The organism is Draconibacterium halophilum, from assembly GCF_010448835.1.
In the GTDB taxonomy this organism is placed as follows: Bacteria; Bacteroidota; Bacteroidia; order Bacteroidales; family Prolixibacteraceae; genus Draconibacterium; species Draconibacterium halophilum.
On record NZ_CP048409.1, the window covers coordinates 4,257,194 to 4,276,106 of the forward strand.

Annotated in this window: 15 protein-coding genes and 1 pseudogene; 12 read left to right on the top strand and 4 right to left on the bottom strand. The window is 41.3% G+C overall.

The genetic code is table 11. The features are described 5' to 3' along the window. Positions 1–234: 234 nt before the first annotated feature. The 8 genes and pseudogenes from G0Q07_RS17305 to G0Q07_RS17340 all read left to right on the top strand — a co-directional run bounded on the left by G0Q07_RS17305 (position 235) and on the right by G0Q07_RS17340 (position 7,446). On the top strand, positions 235–1,644 hold the full coding sequence (locus G0Q07_RS17305) for an anthranilate synthase component I family protein (protein ID WP_163348333.1): 1,410 nt from the start codon (positions 235–237) through the stop codon (positions 1,642–1,644). A gap of 66 nt (positions 1,645–1,710) precedes the next feature. Continuing rightward, the gene (locus G0Q07_RS17310) at positions 1,711–2,352 is read left to right on the top strand and encodes an anthranilate synthase component II (RefSeq protein WP_163348334.1); all 642 of its coding nucleotides are present in this window, start codon (positions 1,711–1,713) and stop codon (positions 2,350–2,352) included. 54 nt (positions 2,353–2,406) lie between these two features. Beyond that, positions 2,407–3,402: an anthranilate phosphoribosyltransferase gene (trpD, locus tag G0Q07_RS17315; RefSeq protein ID WP_163348335.1), complete on the top strand. Its 996-nt coding sequence runs from the start codon at positions 2,407–2,409 to the stop codon at positions 3,400–3,402. Between the two features lie 21 nt (positions 3,403–3,423). After that, positions 3,424–4,206 carry an indole-3-glycerol phosphate synthase TrpC gene (trpC, locus tag G0Q07_RS17320; protein WP_163348336.1) on the top strand — a complete coding sequence of 261 codons (783 nt, stop codon included), beginning with the start codon at positions 3,424–3,426 and terminating at the stop codon, positions 4,204–4,206. Positions 4,207–4,302: 96 nt separating this feature from the next. Beyond that, entirely contained in the window at positions 4,303–4,929 is a 627-nt protein-coding gene (locus G0Q07_RS17325) for a phosphoribosylanthranilate isomerase (protein ID WP_163348337.1), read from the top strand. 127 nt (positions 4,930–5,056) lie between these two features. After that, positions 5,057–6,171, top strand: a pseudogene (gene trpB / locus G0Q07_RS17330) (tryptophan synthase subunit beta). A 102-nt stretch (positions 6,172–6,273) separates the two neighbouring features. Next, entirely contained in the window at positions 6,274–7,056 is a 783-nt protein-coding gene (gene trpA / locus G0Q07_RS17335; protein WP_163348338.1) for a tryptophan synthase subunit alpha, read from the top strand. 198 nt (positions 7,057–7,254) lie between these two features. Beyond that, positions 7,255–7,446, top strand: a complete 192-nt coding sequence (locus G0Q07_RS17340; protein WP_163348339.1) for a hypothetical protein — start codon at positions 7,255–7,257, stop codon at positions 7,444–7,446. A gap of 292 nt (positions 7,447–7,738) precedes the next feature. On the opposite strand, the gene G0Q07_RS17345 is transcribed toward G0Q07_RS17340, so the two are convergent. Beyond that, positions 7,739–8,215 carry a GNAT family N-acetyltransferase gene (locus G0Q07_RS17345; RefSeq protein WP_163348340.1) on the bottom strand — a complete coding sequence of 159 codons (477 nt, stop codon included), beginning with the start codon at positions 8,213–8,215 and terminating at the stop codon, positions 7,739–7,741. 779 nt (positions 8,216–8,994) lie between these two features. On the opposite strand from G0Q07_RS17345, the gene G0Q07_RS17350 reads away from it, so the two are divergent. The 3 genes from G0Q07_RS17350 (at position 8,995) to G0Q07_RS17360 (ending at position 14,551) form a co-directional block, all read left to right on the top strand. Then, positions 8,995–12,150: a SusC/RagA family TonB-linked outer membrane protein gene (locus tag G0Q07_RS17350; protein WP_163348341.1), complete on the top strand. Its 3,156-nt coding sequence runs from the start codon at positions 8,995–8,997 to the stop codon at positions 12,148–12,150. A 12-nt stretch (positions 12,151–12,162) separates the two neighbouring features. After that, on the top strand, positions 12,163–13,743 hold the full coding sequence (locus G0Q07_RS17355) for a RagB/SusD family nutrient uptake outer membrane protein (RefSeq protein ID WP_203532596.1): 1,581 nt from the start codon (positions 12,163–12,165) through the stop codon (positions 13,741–13,743). A gap of 91 nt (positions 13,744–13,834) precedes the next feature. After that, entirely contained in the window at positions 13,835–14,551 is a 717-nt protein-coding gene (locus G0Q07_RS17360) for a hypothetical protein (RefSeq protein ID WP_163348342.1), read from the top strand. 438 nt (positions 14,552–14,989) lie between these two features. Here the strand turns inward: G0Q07_RS17360 and G0Q07_RS17365 are convergent, their stop codons facing one another. Together G0Q07_RS17365 and G0Q07_RS17370 are read right to left on the bottom strand one after the other, a co-directional pair. After that, a complete protein-coding gene (locus G0Q07_RS17365; protein ID WP_163348343.1) occupies positions 14,990–15,550 on the bottom strand; it encodes a GNAT family N-acetyltransferase in 561 nt (186 codons plus the stop codon). A 10-nt stretch (positions 15,551–15,560) separates the two neighbouring features. Then, entirely contained in the window at positions 15,561–16,058 is a 498-nt protein-coding gene (locus G0Q07_RS17370; RefSeq protein ID WP_203532597.1) for a peptidylprolyl isomerase, read from the bottom strand. Between the two features lie 174 nt (positions 16,059–16,232). On the opposite strand from G0Q07_RS17370, the gene G0Q07_RS17375 reads away from it, so the two are divergent. Then, a complete protein-coding gene (locus tag G0Q07_RS17375) occupies positions 16,233–17,534 on the top strand; it encodes a S28 family serine protease (RefSeq protein WP_163348345.1) in 1,302 nt (433 codons plus the stop codon). 64 nt (positions 17,535–17,598) lie between these two features. Here G0Q07_RS17375 and G0Q07_RS17380 read toward each other — a convergent pair whose 3' ends face one another. Then, positions 17,599–18,510 carry a DMT family transporter gene (locus tag G0Q07_RS17380; RefSeq protein ID WP_246222929.1) on the bottom strand — a complete coding sequence of 304 codons (912 nt, stop codon included), beginning with the start codon at positions 18,508–18,510 and terminating at the stop codon, positions 17,599–17,601. Positions 18,511–18,913 lie beyond the last annotated feature (403 nt).

Below are 18,913 nucleotides of genomic sequence, written 5' to 3' on the forward strand. Positions count from 1 at the left end.
CTTCTAACTAAAGCAGGTTTTTTTATGCAACGAATAAATAATTATGAGAACAAACAATAACATTTGGTGGTGGCGTAGCAACTTTTTACAAATATCGTGAAGAGAGGATACGTCATTGTTTAAAACAAAAGCGGCTCATCGAATTTCACGGTGAGCCGTTTTTCGTTTAAACACCCGGCTCACAGCATTTTAAGAATAGAAATACAATCAAAAAAACAAAACAAAAAATACAAAATGGAAAAACTTAATTTTAAACCAGTCGTCAGAAAAATACTTGCCGATACCGTAACTCCGGTAAGCGTTTATTTACGACTTCGCACGCTTTATCCAAAGTCGATATTGCTGGAAAGCTCTGATTACCACGGCGCAGAAAATGCCTATTCATTTATTGCTTTTAAACCCATTGCCGATTTTAAAGTGAATAATGGCGAGGTTAGCATTGATCTTCCCGGCAGAGAACAGCAGAAGTTTAAGCTCTCGCCCGAGCAAATGTTACACGATGAACTGGACAACTTTTTCAAAACATTTAATGTTGATTCTGATGAGATTGAATTGCCGGCCAACGGTTTGTTTGGCTACCTGAATTTCGATGCCATCCAGCATTTCGAAAACATCAGTTTCTCTTCCACCAAAAAAGAAGAATACCAAACCCCGGAAGTAAGCTACAGTTTTTACAAGTATGTAGTGGCCATCGATCATCATAAAAACCAAATCCACATTGTTGAAAACCTGCTGGAAGGGGAAGAATCGCAAATGGATTACGTGCATCATTTGCTGGTGAATCTTAACTTTTCAACGGCAAGATTTGATGTGCGCGACGAAGAGAAATCAAATATCACCGACGAAGAATACATGCACATGGTAACAAAAGGTAAAGAACACTGCTACCGTGGCGATGTATTCCAGATCGTGCTGAGCCGCCAGTTCTCGCAGGAATTTGTTGGCGATGATTTTAATGTTTACCGGGCACTGCGCTCCATCAATCCATCGCCGTACCTGTTTTATTTCGATTACGGAACGTACAGTATTTTTGGATCAAGTCCCGAGGCTGAAGTCAGAATAAAAGATAACAAAGCATACATTCACCCCATTGCCGGAACTTTTAAACGTACCGGTAACGATGAGCAGGACCGTGAGCTGGCCGAAAAGCTGAGCAAAGATCCGAAGGAAAATGCCGAGCATGTAATGTTGGTAGATCTTGCCCGCAACGATTTGAGCCGAAATGCTGACAATGTAGTTGTTGAAACCTATCGCGAGGTGCAATTCTTTTCGCATGTGATTCACCTGGTTTCTCAGGTATCGGGCGAAATTACCGACGATACCAACCTGATAAAAGTACTGGGCGAAACCTTCCCCGCCGGAACACTTTCGGGAGCACCGAAATATAAAGCCATGGAACTGATAGATAAATACGAAAACCAAAACCGTGGTTACTACGGAGGTTGTATCGGCTACCTGGGTTTTGATAATTCAGTAAACCATGCCATTATGATTCGCTCGTTTTTGAGCAAAGACAAGAAATTGTTTTACCAGGCGGGTGCCGGAATTGTCGCCGACTCGCAAGAAGAGAGCGAACTACAGGAAGTGAACAACAAACTGGCCGCCTTGAAAAAAGCCATTGAAATGGCAAAAGGAATTAATTAACAAAGCCTCTCCTAACCCCTCCGAAGGAGGGGAACAGGAAAACAAAAGAATTAAAAGCAAAATAAAATGGTACAAAAACAATACAAACAAGAACCTGCTTCAATCTCCTCCCCTTCGGGGAGGCCGGGAGGGGCCAAAATCTTAGTTATCGATAATTACGACTCATTTACCTACAACCTGGTACATGCCATTAAAAAGATTGCCGGCCAGCCGGTTGATGTGTTTCGCAACGATCAGATTGCACTGGAAGAAATTGAAAAATACGACAAGATCGTTCTTTCTCCTGGCCCTGGAATTCCGGAAGAAGCTGGTCTTTTACTCGATATTATAAAAGCTTATGCGCCAACAAAGAGTATATTGGGAGTTTGTCTGGGTCACCAGGCTATTGGCGAAGCTTTTGGGGGTACACTTCATAACATGAACCGTGTTTTACATGGAATTGCCACCCCGGTTAAACAAACCGGAATAAAATCGAAGTTATTTAAAGGATTGCCCGAATCATTTGATGTAGGCCGCTATCATTCGTGGATTGTTCAGAAAGAACAACTACCCGAGTGTTTTGAAGTTACCAGTTACGACAACGATGGTCTGGTAATGTCGATGCAACACAAAGAATACGATTTACAAAGTGTGCAGTTTCATCCGGAATCGGTACTCACTCCGCTGGGCGAAAAAATTATCGAAAACTGGTTATATCCTGAAAAATAGTAGAAGCCATAGATACCACATAACAAAAAACTCAACAGCTAAAAATCGAACAAAATGAAGGATATATTACAATACCTTTTTGATGGCAACACCCTTACTCGCGAAGAAGCAAAAATGGCTCTTATTGAAGTGGGAAAAGGCATGCATTCCGATGCTGAATTTGCATCCTTTCTTACTGTGTTTAAAATGCGTCCATTACAGTCGGAAGAACTTGGCGGCTTCCGCGATGCCATGGCGGAACTCAGTAAAAAAGTAGATCTCTCGGCCTACAATGCAATTGATGTGGTAGGCACCGGTGGCGATGGCAAAAATACATTCAACATCTCTACCATTTCATGTTTTCTGATCGCAGGAGCAGGTGTAAATGTTACCAAGCACGGGAACTATGCAGTCACATCTACCAGCGGATCGTCTAACGTTTTAGAATTTCTGGGTTACGAATTCAGCAACGAAATTGACAAATTAAAAAACGACCTCGACAAAGGCGGATTCTGTTTTTTACATGCCCCGCTATTTCACCCGGCAATGAAACACATTGCGCCGGTGCGCCGGGCATTAAAAGTACAAACCTTCTTTAATATTCTGGGGCCCATGATCAATCCGGCAGAACCAAAATACCAAGTACTGGGAGTGAATAACAACGAAAATTTCGAGCATTACAAAACTATTTACAAAACGCTTGATGTTAACTTTGCCATTTTGAATAGCGTTGATGGTTACGATGAGATTTCGCTAACTGCGGATACGCATTATGCCACAAAAAGGGAAGATAAACTGTTGGCGCCGGCAGAATTTGAATTGCCACAAATAGCCCCGGAAAAGCTTTTTGGTGGCGATTCGGTTGAGGAAGCCGCAAAAATATTCATCGACATTTTGAAAGGCAATGGAACAACAGAACAAAATAATGTTGTTATTGCCAACGCCGCAGTTGGATTACAAGTTGTTTTTTCGGATAAAACATTGACTGATTGTGTTGAAATGGCACGCGAATCATTAACTAGTGGAAATGCGTTGAAGAAACTGGACGCAGTAACAAACAAGTCCTTTTAAGGCTGCATAAAGAAAAAGACAATGAATATTCTTGATAAAATAGTAGCAACAAAAAAACAGGAAGTCGCCGACCAGAAAAAGGTGGTCAGCATGGAGCAATTGGAGAGCTACCCTGGTTTTGCACGCAAATGTATTTCGCTAAAAGAAAACCTGCTGAAAGAAGGAGCTTCGGGAATTATTGCTGAATTTAAGCAAAAATCACCTTCCAAAGGAGAAATCAACTTCTCGGCAAAAGTTGAAGAAGTTACCAAAGCATACAATGCTGCAGGTGCATCGTGCCTTTCTGTTCTTACCGATTTTGAATACTTTGGCGGTACATTGGCCAACCTGGCAAAAGCACGTGAAGCGAATCCTGACATTCCAATTTTACGAAAGGATTTTATGATCGATACTTACCAGATTGTGGAAGCCAAAGCTTTTGGTGCAGATGTGATCCTTTTAATTGCTGCCTGCCTCTCGAAAGAACTGGCAGTGGAACTGGCCCAAAAAGCCAAAAAACTGGGCTTGGACGTTTTAATGGAAATTCATAATGCCGAAGAGTTGGAAATTGTAAACGACTATGTTGATGTTGTAGGCGTAAACAACCGCAACCTGAAAACTTTTGAGGTTAGTGTTGAAACTTCGGTGGAACTTTCGAAACATATTCCGGCTAAATTTGTAAAAATATCGGAGAGTGGGTTATCAGGAGCTACAGAAATTAAATACCTAAAAGAAAATGGCTTTAAAGGTTTCCTCATTGGCGAGACTTTCATGAAAACTGATGATCCTGGAGCCGAATGTAAAAAGTTAATAGAGGAATTATAAATGTCATTTCGACGAGGTTCGAGGAGAAATCTTTTGCTTTCGAGCTTTATTGAAACAGATTTCTCTCTGCGTTCGAAATGACAAAACTGGAATACGATGGCAAAAGATCTAAAAATAAAAGTGTGCGGGATGAAATTCACCCAAAATCGCGAACAGGTGGAAGCACTTGATGTTGATCTGTTGGGCTATATTTTTTACGGCCCATCAAAACGATTTGTAGGTGATTCTCCCGATGCGGGGTTGTTTCAATCTACAAAACCCAAAGTTGGTGTTTTTGTGAACGAAAATGCATTTGAAATTCTTGGATTGGCAAAAAACCTGGGTTTCGATTACGTTCAGTTGCATGGCAAGGAGAATCCAAAAACCTGCGGAATATTGCAAGATCAGGATCTGCATGTTTTAAAGGCCTTCCCAATGGATGAAGAATTTAATTTTGCAGCAACAACAGCTTTTGAGGAATCTGTTGATTATTTTTTATTCGATACCAAAACTAAACAGCATGGAGGGTCGGGTAAAAAATTCAACTGGCAGCTACTGGAAAACTACAAAGGTGAAACGCCTTTTTTCCTGAGTGGTGGCATTGGCTCCGATGATGCAGCAGAAATTAAAGAACTCAATCACCCCATGTTGGCGGGCGTTGATCTTAACAGTGGTTTTGAAGACGAACCCGGATTAAAAAATATTGAAAAACTAGAAAAGTTTATACACCAATTAAAGAAATAAAGTGCGGAATACGATTGTCTGGAAAAGATAAACAGGTCTTCCAACTTCCAATTTTAATAACATGAAGTATCAAGTAAACGAAAAAGGATATTACGGCGAATTTGGCGGTGCATGGATACCCGAAATGATGTTCACCAATATTGATGAACTTAAGCGCCGTTACCTGGAAATTATAGAATCAGACGCATTCAGGAAAGAATTTGATCAGTTGCTAAAAGATTATGTGGGGCGCCCGTCTCCGTTGTATTTTGCCAGCCGACTTTCGGAGCATTACGGCAGCAAAATATACCTGAAACGGGAAGATCTGAACCACACCGGATCGCACAAACTAAACAATACGATCGGACAAATTCTGCTGGCACAGCAGCTGGGCAAAACACGTATTATTGCCGAAACAGGCGCGGGTCAGCACGGAGTAGCAACAGCCACGGTCTGCGCGCTGAAAGGCATAAAATGTATCGTGTACATGGGCGCGTTAGATGTATCGCGCCAGGCACCCAATGTAAAAAAGATGAAAATGCTGGGGCTGAAGTAATTCCGGTGCACAGTGGGAATAAAACACTTAAAGACGCTACCAACGAAGCTATGCGCGACTGGATTAACAATCCGGAAGACACGCATTACATTATTGGATCGGTAGTTGGTCCGCACCCCTTCCCCGATATGGTTGCACGTTTCCAATCGGTTATTAGTGCCGAGATGAAAAAACAACTGCAGGCACAAACCGGCTCTGAATTCCCGACTCGTATTTTAGCGTGTGTGGGCGGAGGAAGTAACGCTGCCGGGGCTTTTTATCATTACCTGGATGATGAACAGGTGGAATTAATTGGTGTGGAAGCTGCGGGAAAAGGTATCGCTTCCGACGAAACGGCTGCAACGCTGGCTGTTGGATCGCCGGGTGTGCTACACTCGAGCAGAACGATGCTGATGCAAGACGACGACGGTCAGATTACAGAACCTTATTCCATTTCTGCCGGACTGGATTATCCGGGAATCGGGCCATTGCACGCCCACCTGTTTAAATCAGGCCGGGCAAAGTTTTTGGCTGCCACCGACGAGGAAGTATTACAGGCCGTGTTACTGATAACACAAAAAGAAGGCATTATTCCGGCACTGGAATCGGCTCATGCCCTTGCCGCGCTGGATAAAATAAAAATGAATCCTGACGATGTGAATGTAATTAACCTTTCGGGTAGCGGAAACAAAGATATGGAAACCTATTTAAATTATTTTGGATACTAATTGTCCTGTCATTTCGAAGGAGGTACGTCTTAGAAATCTCCATCTTTGATGAAACAGATTTCTTCTTATTCTTCGTCGAAATGACAATAAAACAAAAACGAAATGAACAACAGAATCAACCAACTTTTCGAAAGAAAAAAAGCTAACATACTCTCGGTTTATTTTACTGCCGGTTTTCCCAACCTGAACGATACCGTTGAAATCATCCAAGAGCTGGAAAAGAATGGCGTTGACCTCATTGAGATTGGCATGCCATTTTCTGATCCTACTGCCGATGGTCCAACCATTCAGCGCACCAGCGAAATTGCTTTAAAAAACGGCATGACCATCAAACTGCTGTTTGAGCAATTAAAAACCATCCGCGAGTCGGTATCTATTCCGCTGGTGTTAATGGGCTACTTTAACCCTGTTTATCGATTTGGCATGGAAGCATTTTGCCAAAAGTGTGCCGAAATTGGTATCGACGGTACCATTTTACCCGACCTCCCTCTTGATGAATTTGAAGCAGAATATAAAAACATTTTTGAGCAGAATAACCTGCACAATATATTGCTGATTACACCACAAACATCGGAAGCACGTATCCGACAAATTGATGCTGCCAGCGAAGGATTTATTTATATGGTTTCATCGTCATCAACAACAGGAGCTGGTAAAAAAGTTGAAGACTTTCACAAAGATTATTTCGAGCGTATTCAGGCTTTGAAACTTAAAAATCCACGCCTCATTGGTTTTGGAATTTCTGATAACGCCACTTTTTCCAACGCCTGCAAATATGCCGGCGGTGCTATTATCGGTAGTGCCTTTGTTAGTTCGTTTAATGAGGAAGTAAAAATAGCCGATTCGGTTGCGCAGTTTGTGAAAAACATGCTCCATTCTGATTAAAACATACCTCTCATATTTTTAACAAAAGCAAATGTTTTGAAACATACAAGCATAGAATCAGTCTAAATAACACATGATCAATGGGATAGAGAACTGTTGCAAAAAAAGCACGTTAATTAGTGTTAAAGGATATTTTACAGCATACTTTAATCCAATTTTGGATGTTATATTTAATAGCGAACAATAAAACAAAAAGCCATGTTGGAATATGCAAAAGTAATTCTACCCAAAGTGAGTTTTAGCAGAGAATTGTTCAGTAAAGAGTTAGCCAAATGCATTAATTGGGTAGAACAAAATCAATTGCCAAAATTGCGCAACTGGTGTTATGAAAATTTTAAAGAATTGTACCCCGATGTACTGGCAGACGCATTTGCCGACATCGCGGCTTAAAGTATTAACCGGGCGGGATTTTATATCCCGCCTTTTTTATTGAATCTTTGTCGAAAAAAGCGCTTATCGCTTGAATTAAAAGCAGAACTAATTCTAATCCTTTTTTCCATTTGTAAGAGAAAATGTCGACAGACAAAAGGGTAGAGTTGCAGAAGATCAAAGTTCTTCCATCTACCCCTCACCCTATCGGGAGCTCCCCTTACAATGGGAGCACATTTTGAGTAACTTTTGAATTTCATATTGATAAAACGACTCCAATGCGAATAATTTCAACAAATCCATACCTCCTTTTTCAAAGTCGCTTTATCATCCATATATCGCATCCAGTATGCCCCGAATCCCCCAAAGGTTTTTCAAGTTTTTCAAATCCTGCTCGTTCATACATTCCCACCGCATTGTCAAACTCGGGTAAGGTTTCAATATAAATTTCGGAGTAACCCAGCTCTTTTGCCGACTCAATACTTTGTTGCATTAATTGAGTTCCCAGACCCTTTCCCCTGGCTTTTGCCAACAGGTAAAATTTTACCAATTCTGCACAACCTCCAGGCAACCCATCGGTAGGATAAATGCCGCAACATCCTAAAATTTCATCGTTGTTTTCAGCTACCCAAAGTATCGATTTTTCATTTTGAAACAGTTGATACAAATCATCGGTAGTTGGGTCGGAAAAAACGGTTCCTTCTTTTGGAGCATCATATTCCACAAAAGCCGCTCTGATTAAGTCGGCTAAAAATTTATTATCGGATTTCTTTACTTCTCTGATATTCATAATTTCTAAATCTTCGTAAACGCACCAAAAGCAAAACGATCAACCATCTTTTGGCGCATTCAGTGGATTCAATTTTGCGATGAAAATAAATATAATCTACTCAATAGCCAAGCTATTACCCACAGACATTAGCATTCAGGGCATTGGGCGAAGGCTCGGCAATCTGCATGCTTCTCCTAAGCAAAAGTCGGTTGGTGGCAATGTCCCAACTGATCACACATTTGACAATTTGCAACGCCCATTCTCCTCGCTTTTACCAACTGCCACCACACTTTTATCTGTAAACAACCTCTTTTCATCAGCAAACAGCATGCAGACCAACAACTTAGCTCACATCTAAATATTAGCAGCATTAACAGGCTTATTGTTACCGTTGGTTGATAATAATCGCGTTGTATTCTTGCATTCTTTAAGTTTGATCTAAAAGCTAAAAATACGGTAATCGCTAAACAGCAATTTCCGGCATGTAAACAACATTAAACAGGGGATTTCGGGGAATTAGAAACATGAACAGCGGCACTCCATTTTTTTACATAGAAACAGAATTAAACAGCATTTAAAGTGTAAAAAGTGCAATTATCTGCCCGGATGGCAGATAATAAACTCCCGTTTCCCCGACGGGAGTTTTCTTTTGGAAAAATAACAAAAGCGAAGGGTAAAAACGCTTGAGTATTAACATAAGTTTTGTCTGTGAAACAAACATGGCAATCCTTTTCGAAGAAGAAAAGGATTAAAGTGCACGTTCCATAGGACAGTTTAAAATCTACAATTTGAATCATATGAAAAAACTACTTCTATTAGTTGTAGCTTTGTTTTTTGGAGTGAGTCTGGTATTCGCCCAAACAAAGCAAATTAGGGGAACGGTTACTTCATCCGACGATGGAATGCCAATTCCCGGTGTTTCGGTTGCGATTAAAGGAACCACTACCGGAACAACCACCGACCTGGATGGTAACTTTACGTTAACCGTTCCTGCCAATGAAATCCTTGTTTTCTCCTTTGTTGGGATGAAACGACAGGATGTGCCTGTTACCGACGCCACCGTCTACGACATTAAGCTCGTTCCCGATGTAATAGGCGTTGATGAAGTTATGGTTGTAGCCTACGGTACTGCAAAAAAGGAATCGTTTACAGGCTCAGCTGGAGTTGTCGATAATGAAGTGCTGCAGAAAAGGCCCGTTGCGGACATTTCGAAAGCTTTGGAGGGACAAATTGCCGGAGTTCAAACCACCTCTGGAACCGGACAACCCGGCGAAGGAGCGGAGATTATTATCCGTGGGTTTGGCTCCATCAATTCAAGTAACAATCCGCTTTATGTGGTCGATGGTGTACCTTTCGATGGTAACCTGAACTCCATTAATCCGGGAGATATTGAATCGATGACTATTTTGAAAGACGCCTCAGCAGGCGCACTCTACGGTTCGCGTGGAGCAAACGGAGTGGTTGTTATTACCACTAAAAAAGGTCAGTCGAAAGAATTATCGGTGGAATTAAAAGCTACCTACGGATTTTCGAGCCGCGCCATTAAACCTTATGAAACCCTGAGTACTGCAGATTTTATCGAAGCATCGTTTCAGGGATATAAAAACGCGTTGATTTATACCGACGGTGTTCATCCCGATTTAGCTGGCCCAATGGCAGTTGAGGCGCTAAGAGGCGGAACCGGAATCTTTGGTGCTAACGAGATGTACAATCCATACAACATGCCCGTTTCTCAACTGATCGATCCGCAAACCGGACAGGTTAATCCTTCTGCTAAGTTGCTTTACGAGTCGGACTGGCTCGACGAAGTTACCAACGACAATGCAACACGTCAGGAGTATCAACTATTTATAAATGGTGGCTCCGATAATTCGAAAGTATATGCATCATTAGCCTATTTGAAAGATGAAGGTTTGCTGAAAACTACCGATTTTGAACGTATTTCAGGAAGAATTGGCGCAGAGCTGACACCTAAAAACTGGTTCAAATACGGTGGCAACATAAATTTCTCAAAAACAGAAACCACGTACCTGGGTTACGATGGAACGACATCAAACTCTAACGTTTGGTACTCGGCGCAATTTATGGCCCCCATTTATCCGGTTTATGTACAAGATGAAAATGGCAATCCCATTCTTTCGGAAACCGGCAAAAAACAATACGACTATGGTTTAACTCGTCCGGCGGGTGCAAATCCCAACTGGAATCCTGTTGCTACTTTATTTGAAGATGCCTATGAAACAACTGCCGATAACCTGTCGGGAAGATTCCATTTAAACTTATTAGGTCTTGGATTAGGCAGCTCGTTCGATGGGCTTTCATTTACGACAAATGTTGGTTTCGACTACATTAACACCAACCAAACAGTATATTGGAATCCTGAATTTGGTAATGCTGCCAATATTGGCGGCTATCTGGACAAAACCAACACCCGAACTCTTTCGTACACCATAAACCAACTGTTGCGTTACGAGAAAGACTTTGGCAAGCACAGTATTAATGTTTTGGCAGGTCACGAGTTTTATAAACTTACCATGAACGAAATGGAAGGTTCAAAATCGGGCTTCCCATACGCGGGAATTAAAGAGCTGGCACCCGGTTCAACAACTTCAGGGCTTACCTCTTTCGAGGATAATTATTCCATCGAATCGTTCCTTAGCAATGTTACTTACGACTTCTCCGATAAATATTACCTCTCGGCAAGTTTCCGTACCGATGGTTCATCGCGTTTCCACAAAGATTACCGTTGGGGTAATTTCTGGTCGGTTGGTGGATCATGGCGAATCAGCGAAGAGGGTTTTATGGAGGAAATGACTTTTATTGACAACCTGAAACTAAAAGCAAGTTACGGGAAACAGGGTAACGATAATATTGGAACTTACTACGGCTGGCAGTCGCTGTATAACCTCGACTGGGCCAATGCCAACCTCAACGGAGCCTTGCTTTCATCACTTGAAAACACATCGATAAAATGGGAGGAAAATAACAACTTCAACGTAGGTGTGGATGCCGTTCTTTTCGAACGATTTGATATTAGTTTTGAATATTACCGCCGCCGGACAGTGGATATGCTGATGGAAAAACCAATGGCTACATCTTTAGGTTTCGACAGCTACTGGGCCAATGTTGGAGAAATGCTGAACACTGGTTTTGAATTCAATGCAAATCTGAGTCTGATTACAAATCCGAATTTAGTTTGGAATGCGAATCTGAACCTTACGTCGCTTACGAACGAGATTGTTGAGCTGGATGGCGAAACAGATCAAATTGTAAACGGTAATACTATTCAGCGTAAAGGCGAAGAGATTAACTCCTATTACCTGGCACAATCGGCCGGAGTTGATGCTGCTACCGGAGCCCAATTGTATTGGGTATACGACCTGGATCCTGATGGAGAACCGGGCGCTTCATACATCTCTGATGATTACCAGAAAGCATCGCAAAGTAAACGGATATCAGGTAGCCGAATACCCGACTTTTATGGAGGCTTTGGCAGTAGTTTTAAATTCTACAAAAACATCGATATGTCATTCATGACTACATTCTCTGTAGGCGGAGAAGTTTATGAAAGCGTTTATGGAAACCTGATGAATCCGATATACATCGGTACTAACTACGCTGCAAATGTAGAACGTGCCTGGAGAAAACCCGGCGATGTAACTGACGTTCCGCGTATTCAGAATGGAACGGGATTCTCGCGTCCGTTTACCGACAGTCAGCTAATTGATGCATCGTACTTTGCAATAAAAAATATTACTGTAGGCTACACGCTACCTAAAAACATTCTACAAAATATAGGTATCGAAAGCGTACGCGCATATGTAGCAGTCGACAACCTGGCCATTTTCTCTCATCTCGATGGTATGAATCCACAGTATGATTTCTCCGGAACTACCGATTTTTCATACACTCCGGTCAGAACAAGTCTTTTCGGAATTGAATTAAAATTTTAAAACAAACAGATCATGAAAATAGATAAGATTCTTATCCTGTTATTTTTAGTATTTGTAGGTTTTGCCTGCCAGGATGAACTGGATACAAACCCTACAGACAGTACATCGGGCGATGTTTTATTCTCCGATGTTCAGAAAGCCAATGTGGCACTTAATGGAATTTACCGCGCCATGTACGTAGCCGACGAATGGTCGGCAAATTGGGCCGACGAGGAGTTCGGGGTTACAGCATTTTTGCTTACCTACGATCTTATGGGAGAAGACATGGTACAAAACGAAGGCGGAAGTGGCTGGTTCTGGTTCGACTATATGTATAACGTAAAATCAGATTACACCCATAAAAGTGGTCGCCCTTATTCGGTGTGGTTTTTCTACTACACTGTAATTTCAAATGCCAACTCGATTATTGCAGCACAAGACAATTTAACCGGTGCACCATCGGAGATAAGTAGCCTTATCGGGCAGGCTTATGCCTTGCGTGCGTATGCTTATTTCAGTCTCATACGTTTCTATCAGCAAACTTATGTGGGTAATGAAGATGCTCCGGGAGTTCCAATTTATACCGAACCAACTACCAATGTTTCGGAAGGAAGTCCACGAGGTACAGTAGCCGATGTTTACACGCAAATTGATGCCGATATTCAGCAAGCACTAACATTGCTCGATCCTGATGTGGCCGCACCACGTATACATCCGTCGCATATTGATTATTATGTGGCCAACGGATTGAAAGCACAGGTTGCTTTAGAAAAGCAAGATTGGACAACCGCCGAATCGGCAGCTACTATTGCCATGAGTGGAGGAACAACAATGTTATCACGCGAGAACCTTGCAAATGGCTTTGGATTTAACGATGCCAACTCAGGAACAGTTCTGTGGGGCTTGCAAATTATTTCCGAGCATATTAGCGACACGCAATCATTATTTGGACATATGGATGCCAGCACATCGTCGTACGCTGAAAATGCCCGTAAATGCGTAAGTTCATGGCTTTACAACCAAATGGCCAGTACCGATGTGCGAAAGCAAATGTGGTGGAATGGACCGCTGGAAGAAAATGCCAGTTTGGGAACTCAATTGAGCTACAACCAGTTTAAATTCCGGTTTTCAGATCCTACAAACGCTTTGGGCGACTATATCCTTATGCGTCACGAGGAAATGATGCTGATAAAAGCAGAAGCACAGTGTATGCAAGCCAAATATGGTGAGGCCAGAACCATTCTTACCGAACTGATGGCCGAGCGCGATCCTAATTATGACATCTCGGGATTAACCGATGCAAATACACTCACTGTTAACGATGCAAACGGCCCGACAACTCCTCTGGGAGGTTCGTCAACTTTGCTCGATGAAATTATCCTGCAACGACGCATTGAACTGTGGGGCGAGGTAGGCCGCATTCTTGATATTAAACGTTTAAAAACAGGTTTCTCTCGCAATTTCGAGGGCAGTAACCACACACAAAAATTACTGTCGCGCAATACATTAAATCCGGAATACCCTGATTTTGTGATGTCGATACCTCAATCGGAATTTGATGGAAACAATAACATGAATGATGTTAGCGATCAAAATCCATGGGCTGACAATTAATACAAAAAGAAAATATTATGAAAAAAATATATTCACTACTATTTCTCCTGGCCGCTATTTTAGCAAGCTGCGACCAGGACAACATCGGACCTTGTACGAACCTGAAATGTCTTATGTCGCTTTTAGCTCATCAATTGTTCCCGAGAATATACTTTCTGCCGAAAATAACTATTCGGTAAGCGTTCAAATTGCTCGTTCCAATATTGATGAGCAAACTAGCGCGCAGGTTTCTTTAGAAATGAATGATAATATAGAAGGATTATTTGGTCTTGAAAGTACTTCTGTAACTTTTGCTGAAGGGGAAGGAAAAGCCTACGCTAAAATTGTGCCCCTGGTAGATATATCGCAAATTGATGTTTCCAAAGTCTATGAGTTTAAACTCAATTTATTAGGAGACAATGTTTCAGAATTCTATAGCCAAACGACATATAGAGCTTCATTTTTATTGACATTCGAGTCGATAGGAACGGGAACACTCAGTTCCGAGTTTTTTGGGAATGAAACGACTGTTCAGCTTGAAAAAGCACTTGAAGCTGATGTTTACAAAATTATTGACTGCTATACTGAAGGTTACACCATTTCGTTTTCGGTTGACAATGATAATAATATCTTCTATGCAACCCAGCAAACGGGCTATGAAGATCCGGATTATGGAATGGTATCGTTGGAAATGCCCGATTCGGAGGAACCGGATTCCTACTACATGGGAGAACCTTACAGGGATGGAAACACATTTTACCTTTTGGGACGTTTCACCGTTGAGGCCGGGAGTTACGGACATTGGTACGAAGTACTTACACTGCCCTGAGAAATCAACCAAATAGAAAACACTTAATCTGGGCTGCCTGTTTTGGCAGCCCTTTTTTCGTTCTGTTCTGAAATTTTCAATCAGTAGTAAAAACTAAGATCATAGCTCTTAGGGAAATACGTGAATCCGGGTAAAGTTTCTTTCTACATCGTTATTGGTATTTAATAATTTAAGTGTTATTGAGTTTTCACCAAAATCAATGGAATCAGCTCCTCTTTTGGCTTGTACGGATATCTTAAATCATTCTCTTTTACAATCGACAATTCGTTAGCCCTGTTTTAGTTATTTACAATAGATAACGTCAACCTGATGTTGTAATTCTGCAAAGAAACAGGAAAAGAAAGATTCAGATTTATTTTCGGGAATTTATTTTATTTAGCCGACTGAGTAACTTTAATGTAATCGAAATAATCGCCGGCCTCCAGATTAATATAACGTCTAATAATCGCGCGGATCGTCTTCAACAATGGCGTAATGGTTATTGTCTTTCCACTCTCCGCGTATGGGTAAAATTTTACGGCGCAGTCCTTCACGGGTCATTCCAATTTTTTCCAGTACTTTTATTGATTTTGCATTTTCGGTAGCGACTCCGGCCTCTACTTTGTGTAACCCAAAATCGTCAAAGCCCAATAGCACCAATCTTTTTGCAAGTTCTGTTGCATAGCCATTTCTCCAATGTGCAGGATCGAGTTTATAATAAATTTCACCGAGCTTAAACTTATCGTTCGACACTGAAAATCCGGCGACGCCAATAAAGGCTCCTGAATCTTTCAGCAAAACTTTCCACATAAAAGAACTTCGCGGAGTTTTGCTTTTCGCCTCCATTTGCTGATTTAGAAATTTCTCAGTTTCCTTAATTGATTTTGGAATTCCGAGGGTATTAAATTCATCCACTTTGGGAATGGAATGCAACCGATGTATTCTTTCAAGGTCTTCCATTTCAATTTCCGAAAAAATCAGCCGTTCGGTTTCTATTGTATTTATTTCAGAATTGCTCATCTTTTGGTTTTTACTGCAGCCGCATTTCTTTAATCTTCACTTTCTCCACAAGTGTTTGCTGATTATCATTTTGTTGTTGGATTTTCCGAACTACATCCATTCCTTCCACAACTTGTCCAAAAGCTGCGAATCCCTGCCCGTCAGGATTTCGTTTGCCTCCAAAATCCAATTCGGGCTGGTTGCCTACACAAATAAAAAACTCGGTAGATGCTGTGCCCGGCTCCATACGTGCCATCGAAATTGTGCCATCCAGATGCTTTAAACCTGAAGTTTCGGTTGTTTCGTGTGCAATTGGTTTTATGGATTCAAACCGTGGTTCAGTGTAAATTCCTCCCTGTATCACCTCTATTTTTACATCGTTATTGGGCTGATTATCCATTCGTACCACCCGGTAAAACAAAGCATTCTCATAAGTATTAGTATCTAGATGCTTCAGAAAGTTATTAGCAGTAACCGGTGCATTTATTGTATCAATTTCAACAATAATTTCACCTAGTGAAGTTTGCATTTTTACACGAGGCAGGCTCTGAGCAGCTGCCTGACACGTTATTACTATTACAGTAATAAAAAAGATTATGGCTTTCCTCATAATTTATGTTGAAGATTATTTTTTACTTGCATTCAAATGTACAAAAAACGGTTTTGGGAAACCAAAACAAAAGAATATTACAAGATTAGGCTCATGAAGAAATTTCAAATCTTACTATTTCTGCTATTGCTGTCGGCAGTTACTTTTTCCCAAAACACGCTTAAGTCCTTTCTCGAAAATCAACCCGAAATTAAAAGTGTTGAAGAAATGGGGCACACCGACTTTTTTGTGGCTAAATACAAAATTATGGTGGAGCAACCTGTCGATCATTCCAATCCATCAAAAGGTACATTTTTACAGCGGGTATTGATAGCCGACAAAGGTCTTGACCAGCCTGTAGTTTTTATAACCGAAGGCTACAACGGCGGTTATTCCGAAAACCCAAATTATATAACTGAGCTTTGTCCGATATTGGGTGCAAACCAAATTTGTATGGATCACCGTTATTTTGGCGAATCGATGCCGGAACCTTTAAACTGGGATTACCTTACAGTGCGCAATGCCGCTGCCGATCATCATCATATTATTCAGATGATGAAAAAATATTATTCGGGAAAATGGATTAGTACCGGTATTAGCAAGGGCGGGCAAACCACTGTTTATCACCGCTGGCTTTATCCCAGCGATGTTGACGTTTCGGTACCATATGTTGCGCCGCTGAATTTTGGTGTTGAAGATGGCCGCCACGAGCCGTTTATTGCCAACACCACCGGAACTCCTGAAGGTCGTGCAAAAGTGCGGGCATTCCAACTGCATATTCTTAAAAACCGTGAAACCTACCTGCCGCTACTTGAGCAATATTGCACCGACAAAAATTACCACCCGCTTTTAAACAATGATGAACTATTGGATTATATAGTGCTGGAATATTCGTATGGATTATGGCAATATGACAATTCTCCGGATGATATTCCGGCTTTGGATACAACTGCCGAAGAACTGTTTGCACAACTGGTAAAAGTTTCGTCGCCAATGTATTTATCGAGCGAAGGAGTGGATATCTTCAAATCGTTTTATGTGCAGGCAGCCCACGAACTGGGTTATTACGGTTATGATGTAAAACCGTTTAAAGACTACCTGTCGATAAAAACGGCAGAGGGTTGGTTAAACCGAATTTACCTGTCCGGACTTGAGATTAAATACAACAAAAAGACTGCGAAACAGGTAAAAAAATTCATTCAAAAAACCGATGCAAAAATACTGTTTATTTATGGTGAATGGGATCCATGGTCGGCCTCGGCATTTGAAGTACCCAACAAACCCAATTTCCTGAAGATTGTAAAACCAGAAGGAAGCCATAGTACCCGGATTGGTAATTTACCTGATGAACAAAAACAGCAAGTAAAAGCAAAACTTGAAGAATGGCTGGGCATGGAAGTGAATATTGAGATATAAAATTACAGATTGAGCAAGGCTGAAAGGCAAATCACTAAACTTCGACTTCGCTCAGACTGACTTTCTACAAAAAGAACATTGCCACACCGCATACAGCAATTACTGCCCCAATAATTTCTTTCCAGTTCACCTTCTCTTTAAAAAGGAGAATAGAAGGTCCGATGATAAGCACCGGAACAATAGCCATTAACGTTGCTGCAATTCCGGCTTTGGTATGTTGCACCGCCAAGAGCGAAAAAGAGACACCTAGAAAAGGGCCAAAGAAAGCGCCAAGTGTAATGCGTTTCATTGCTGAGCTATTTCTTAGAGCGGCCCAAACACGTGGCCAGCGCTTAATAAATACAAAGAGAATAGCGAAGCCAACAGTGCCTGCCAAAATCCGTATCTGTGTGGCTGAAAAAGCATCGTAATCGCCCATTCCTTTTTTGCTAATCACCAGTCCGGCAGCTTGCCCCATGGCACCACCCAACGCCAGTAAAATACCTTTTATGGGATACGACGATTTAAACTTTCGCATTTTAACACCGTTTTTTTCCAATTTTTCGCGCTTCAGAATAACGATAATAATCCCGGTCATGGTAACTGCCATTCCCAACCAGCTTTGCGGAGAAAGTACCTCACCTAAAAGCAGCCACCCCATAAGCGTTGCAAATGGAGGTGCCAGCGCCATTAACAACATGGAAATTCGTGCACCAATTAACACAAAGGCTTGAAAGAGCAGCAAATCACCAATTAGGAAACCAACAATTCCGGAAAAGGCCAGCCATTTCCAGGCATACATGCTTGCGTCAGTTGGAAAAAAGAATCCCCGAGTTATCCAACTGTAGACACCAACAAGAAAAAAGGCGATGACCAAACGAATGAGATTAACAGCGAGCGAACCAACCTTCTTTCCGGCTGATTCAAATGCCAGCGAAGTAACCGTCCAGAAAACCGCAGTGAGGACACCGGCTATTTCTCCAAAATGATTTTGCATGCGGCAAATGTAGCAAATCGAATTGATGAAAGCGCTTGCTTTTTTCTTTGACGTATAAAAATGTGAAATAAAAAAAATCCCGGTAAAATACACCGGGATTTTTTAATCCTCTTTTCCTAGTTCCAATAAAAACAACTTAATAAGTTACACATCCTTAATTGGTTCTCCTCTTTTTCGTAACGTTGCAACTTAATTACCAAACTTAAACTAATTCTACTAACTAAACTTAAACTAATTCTAATCTTCAATACTACTCTGGTTTGTACTTTCAAATATACAGGCTTTCATATCAATAACTGATAACTTTTTAGCTGATTCGCCGGCTGCAAAACACTGATTTTTAACTTCTTATTTCCTTACCGGGAGTATACAAGCCTGATAACCGACATTAAAAAAACCGTTT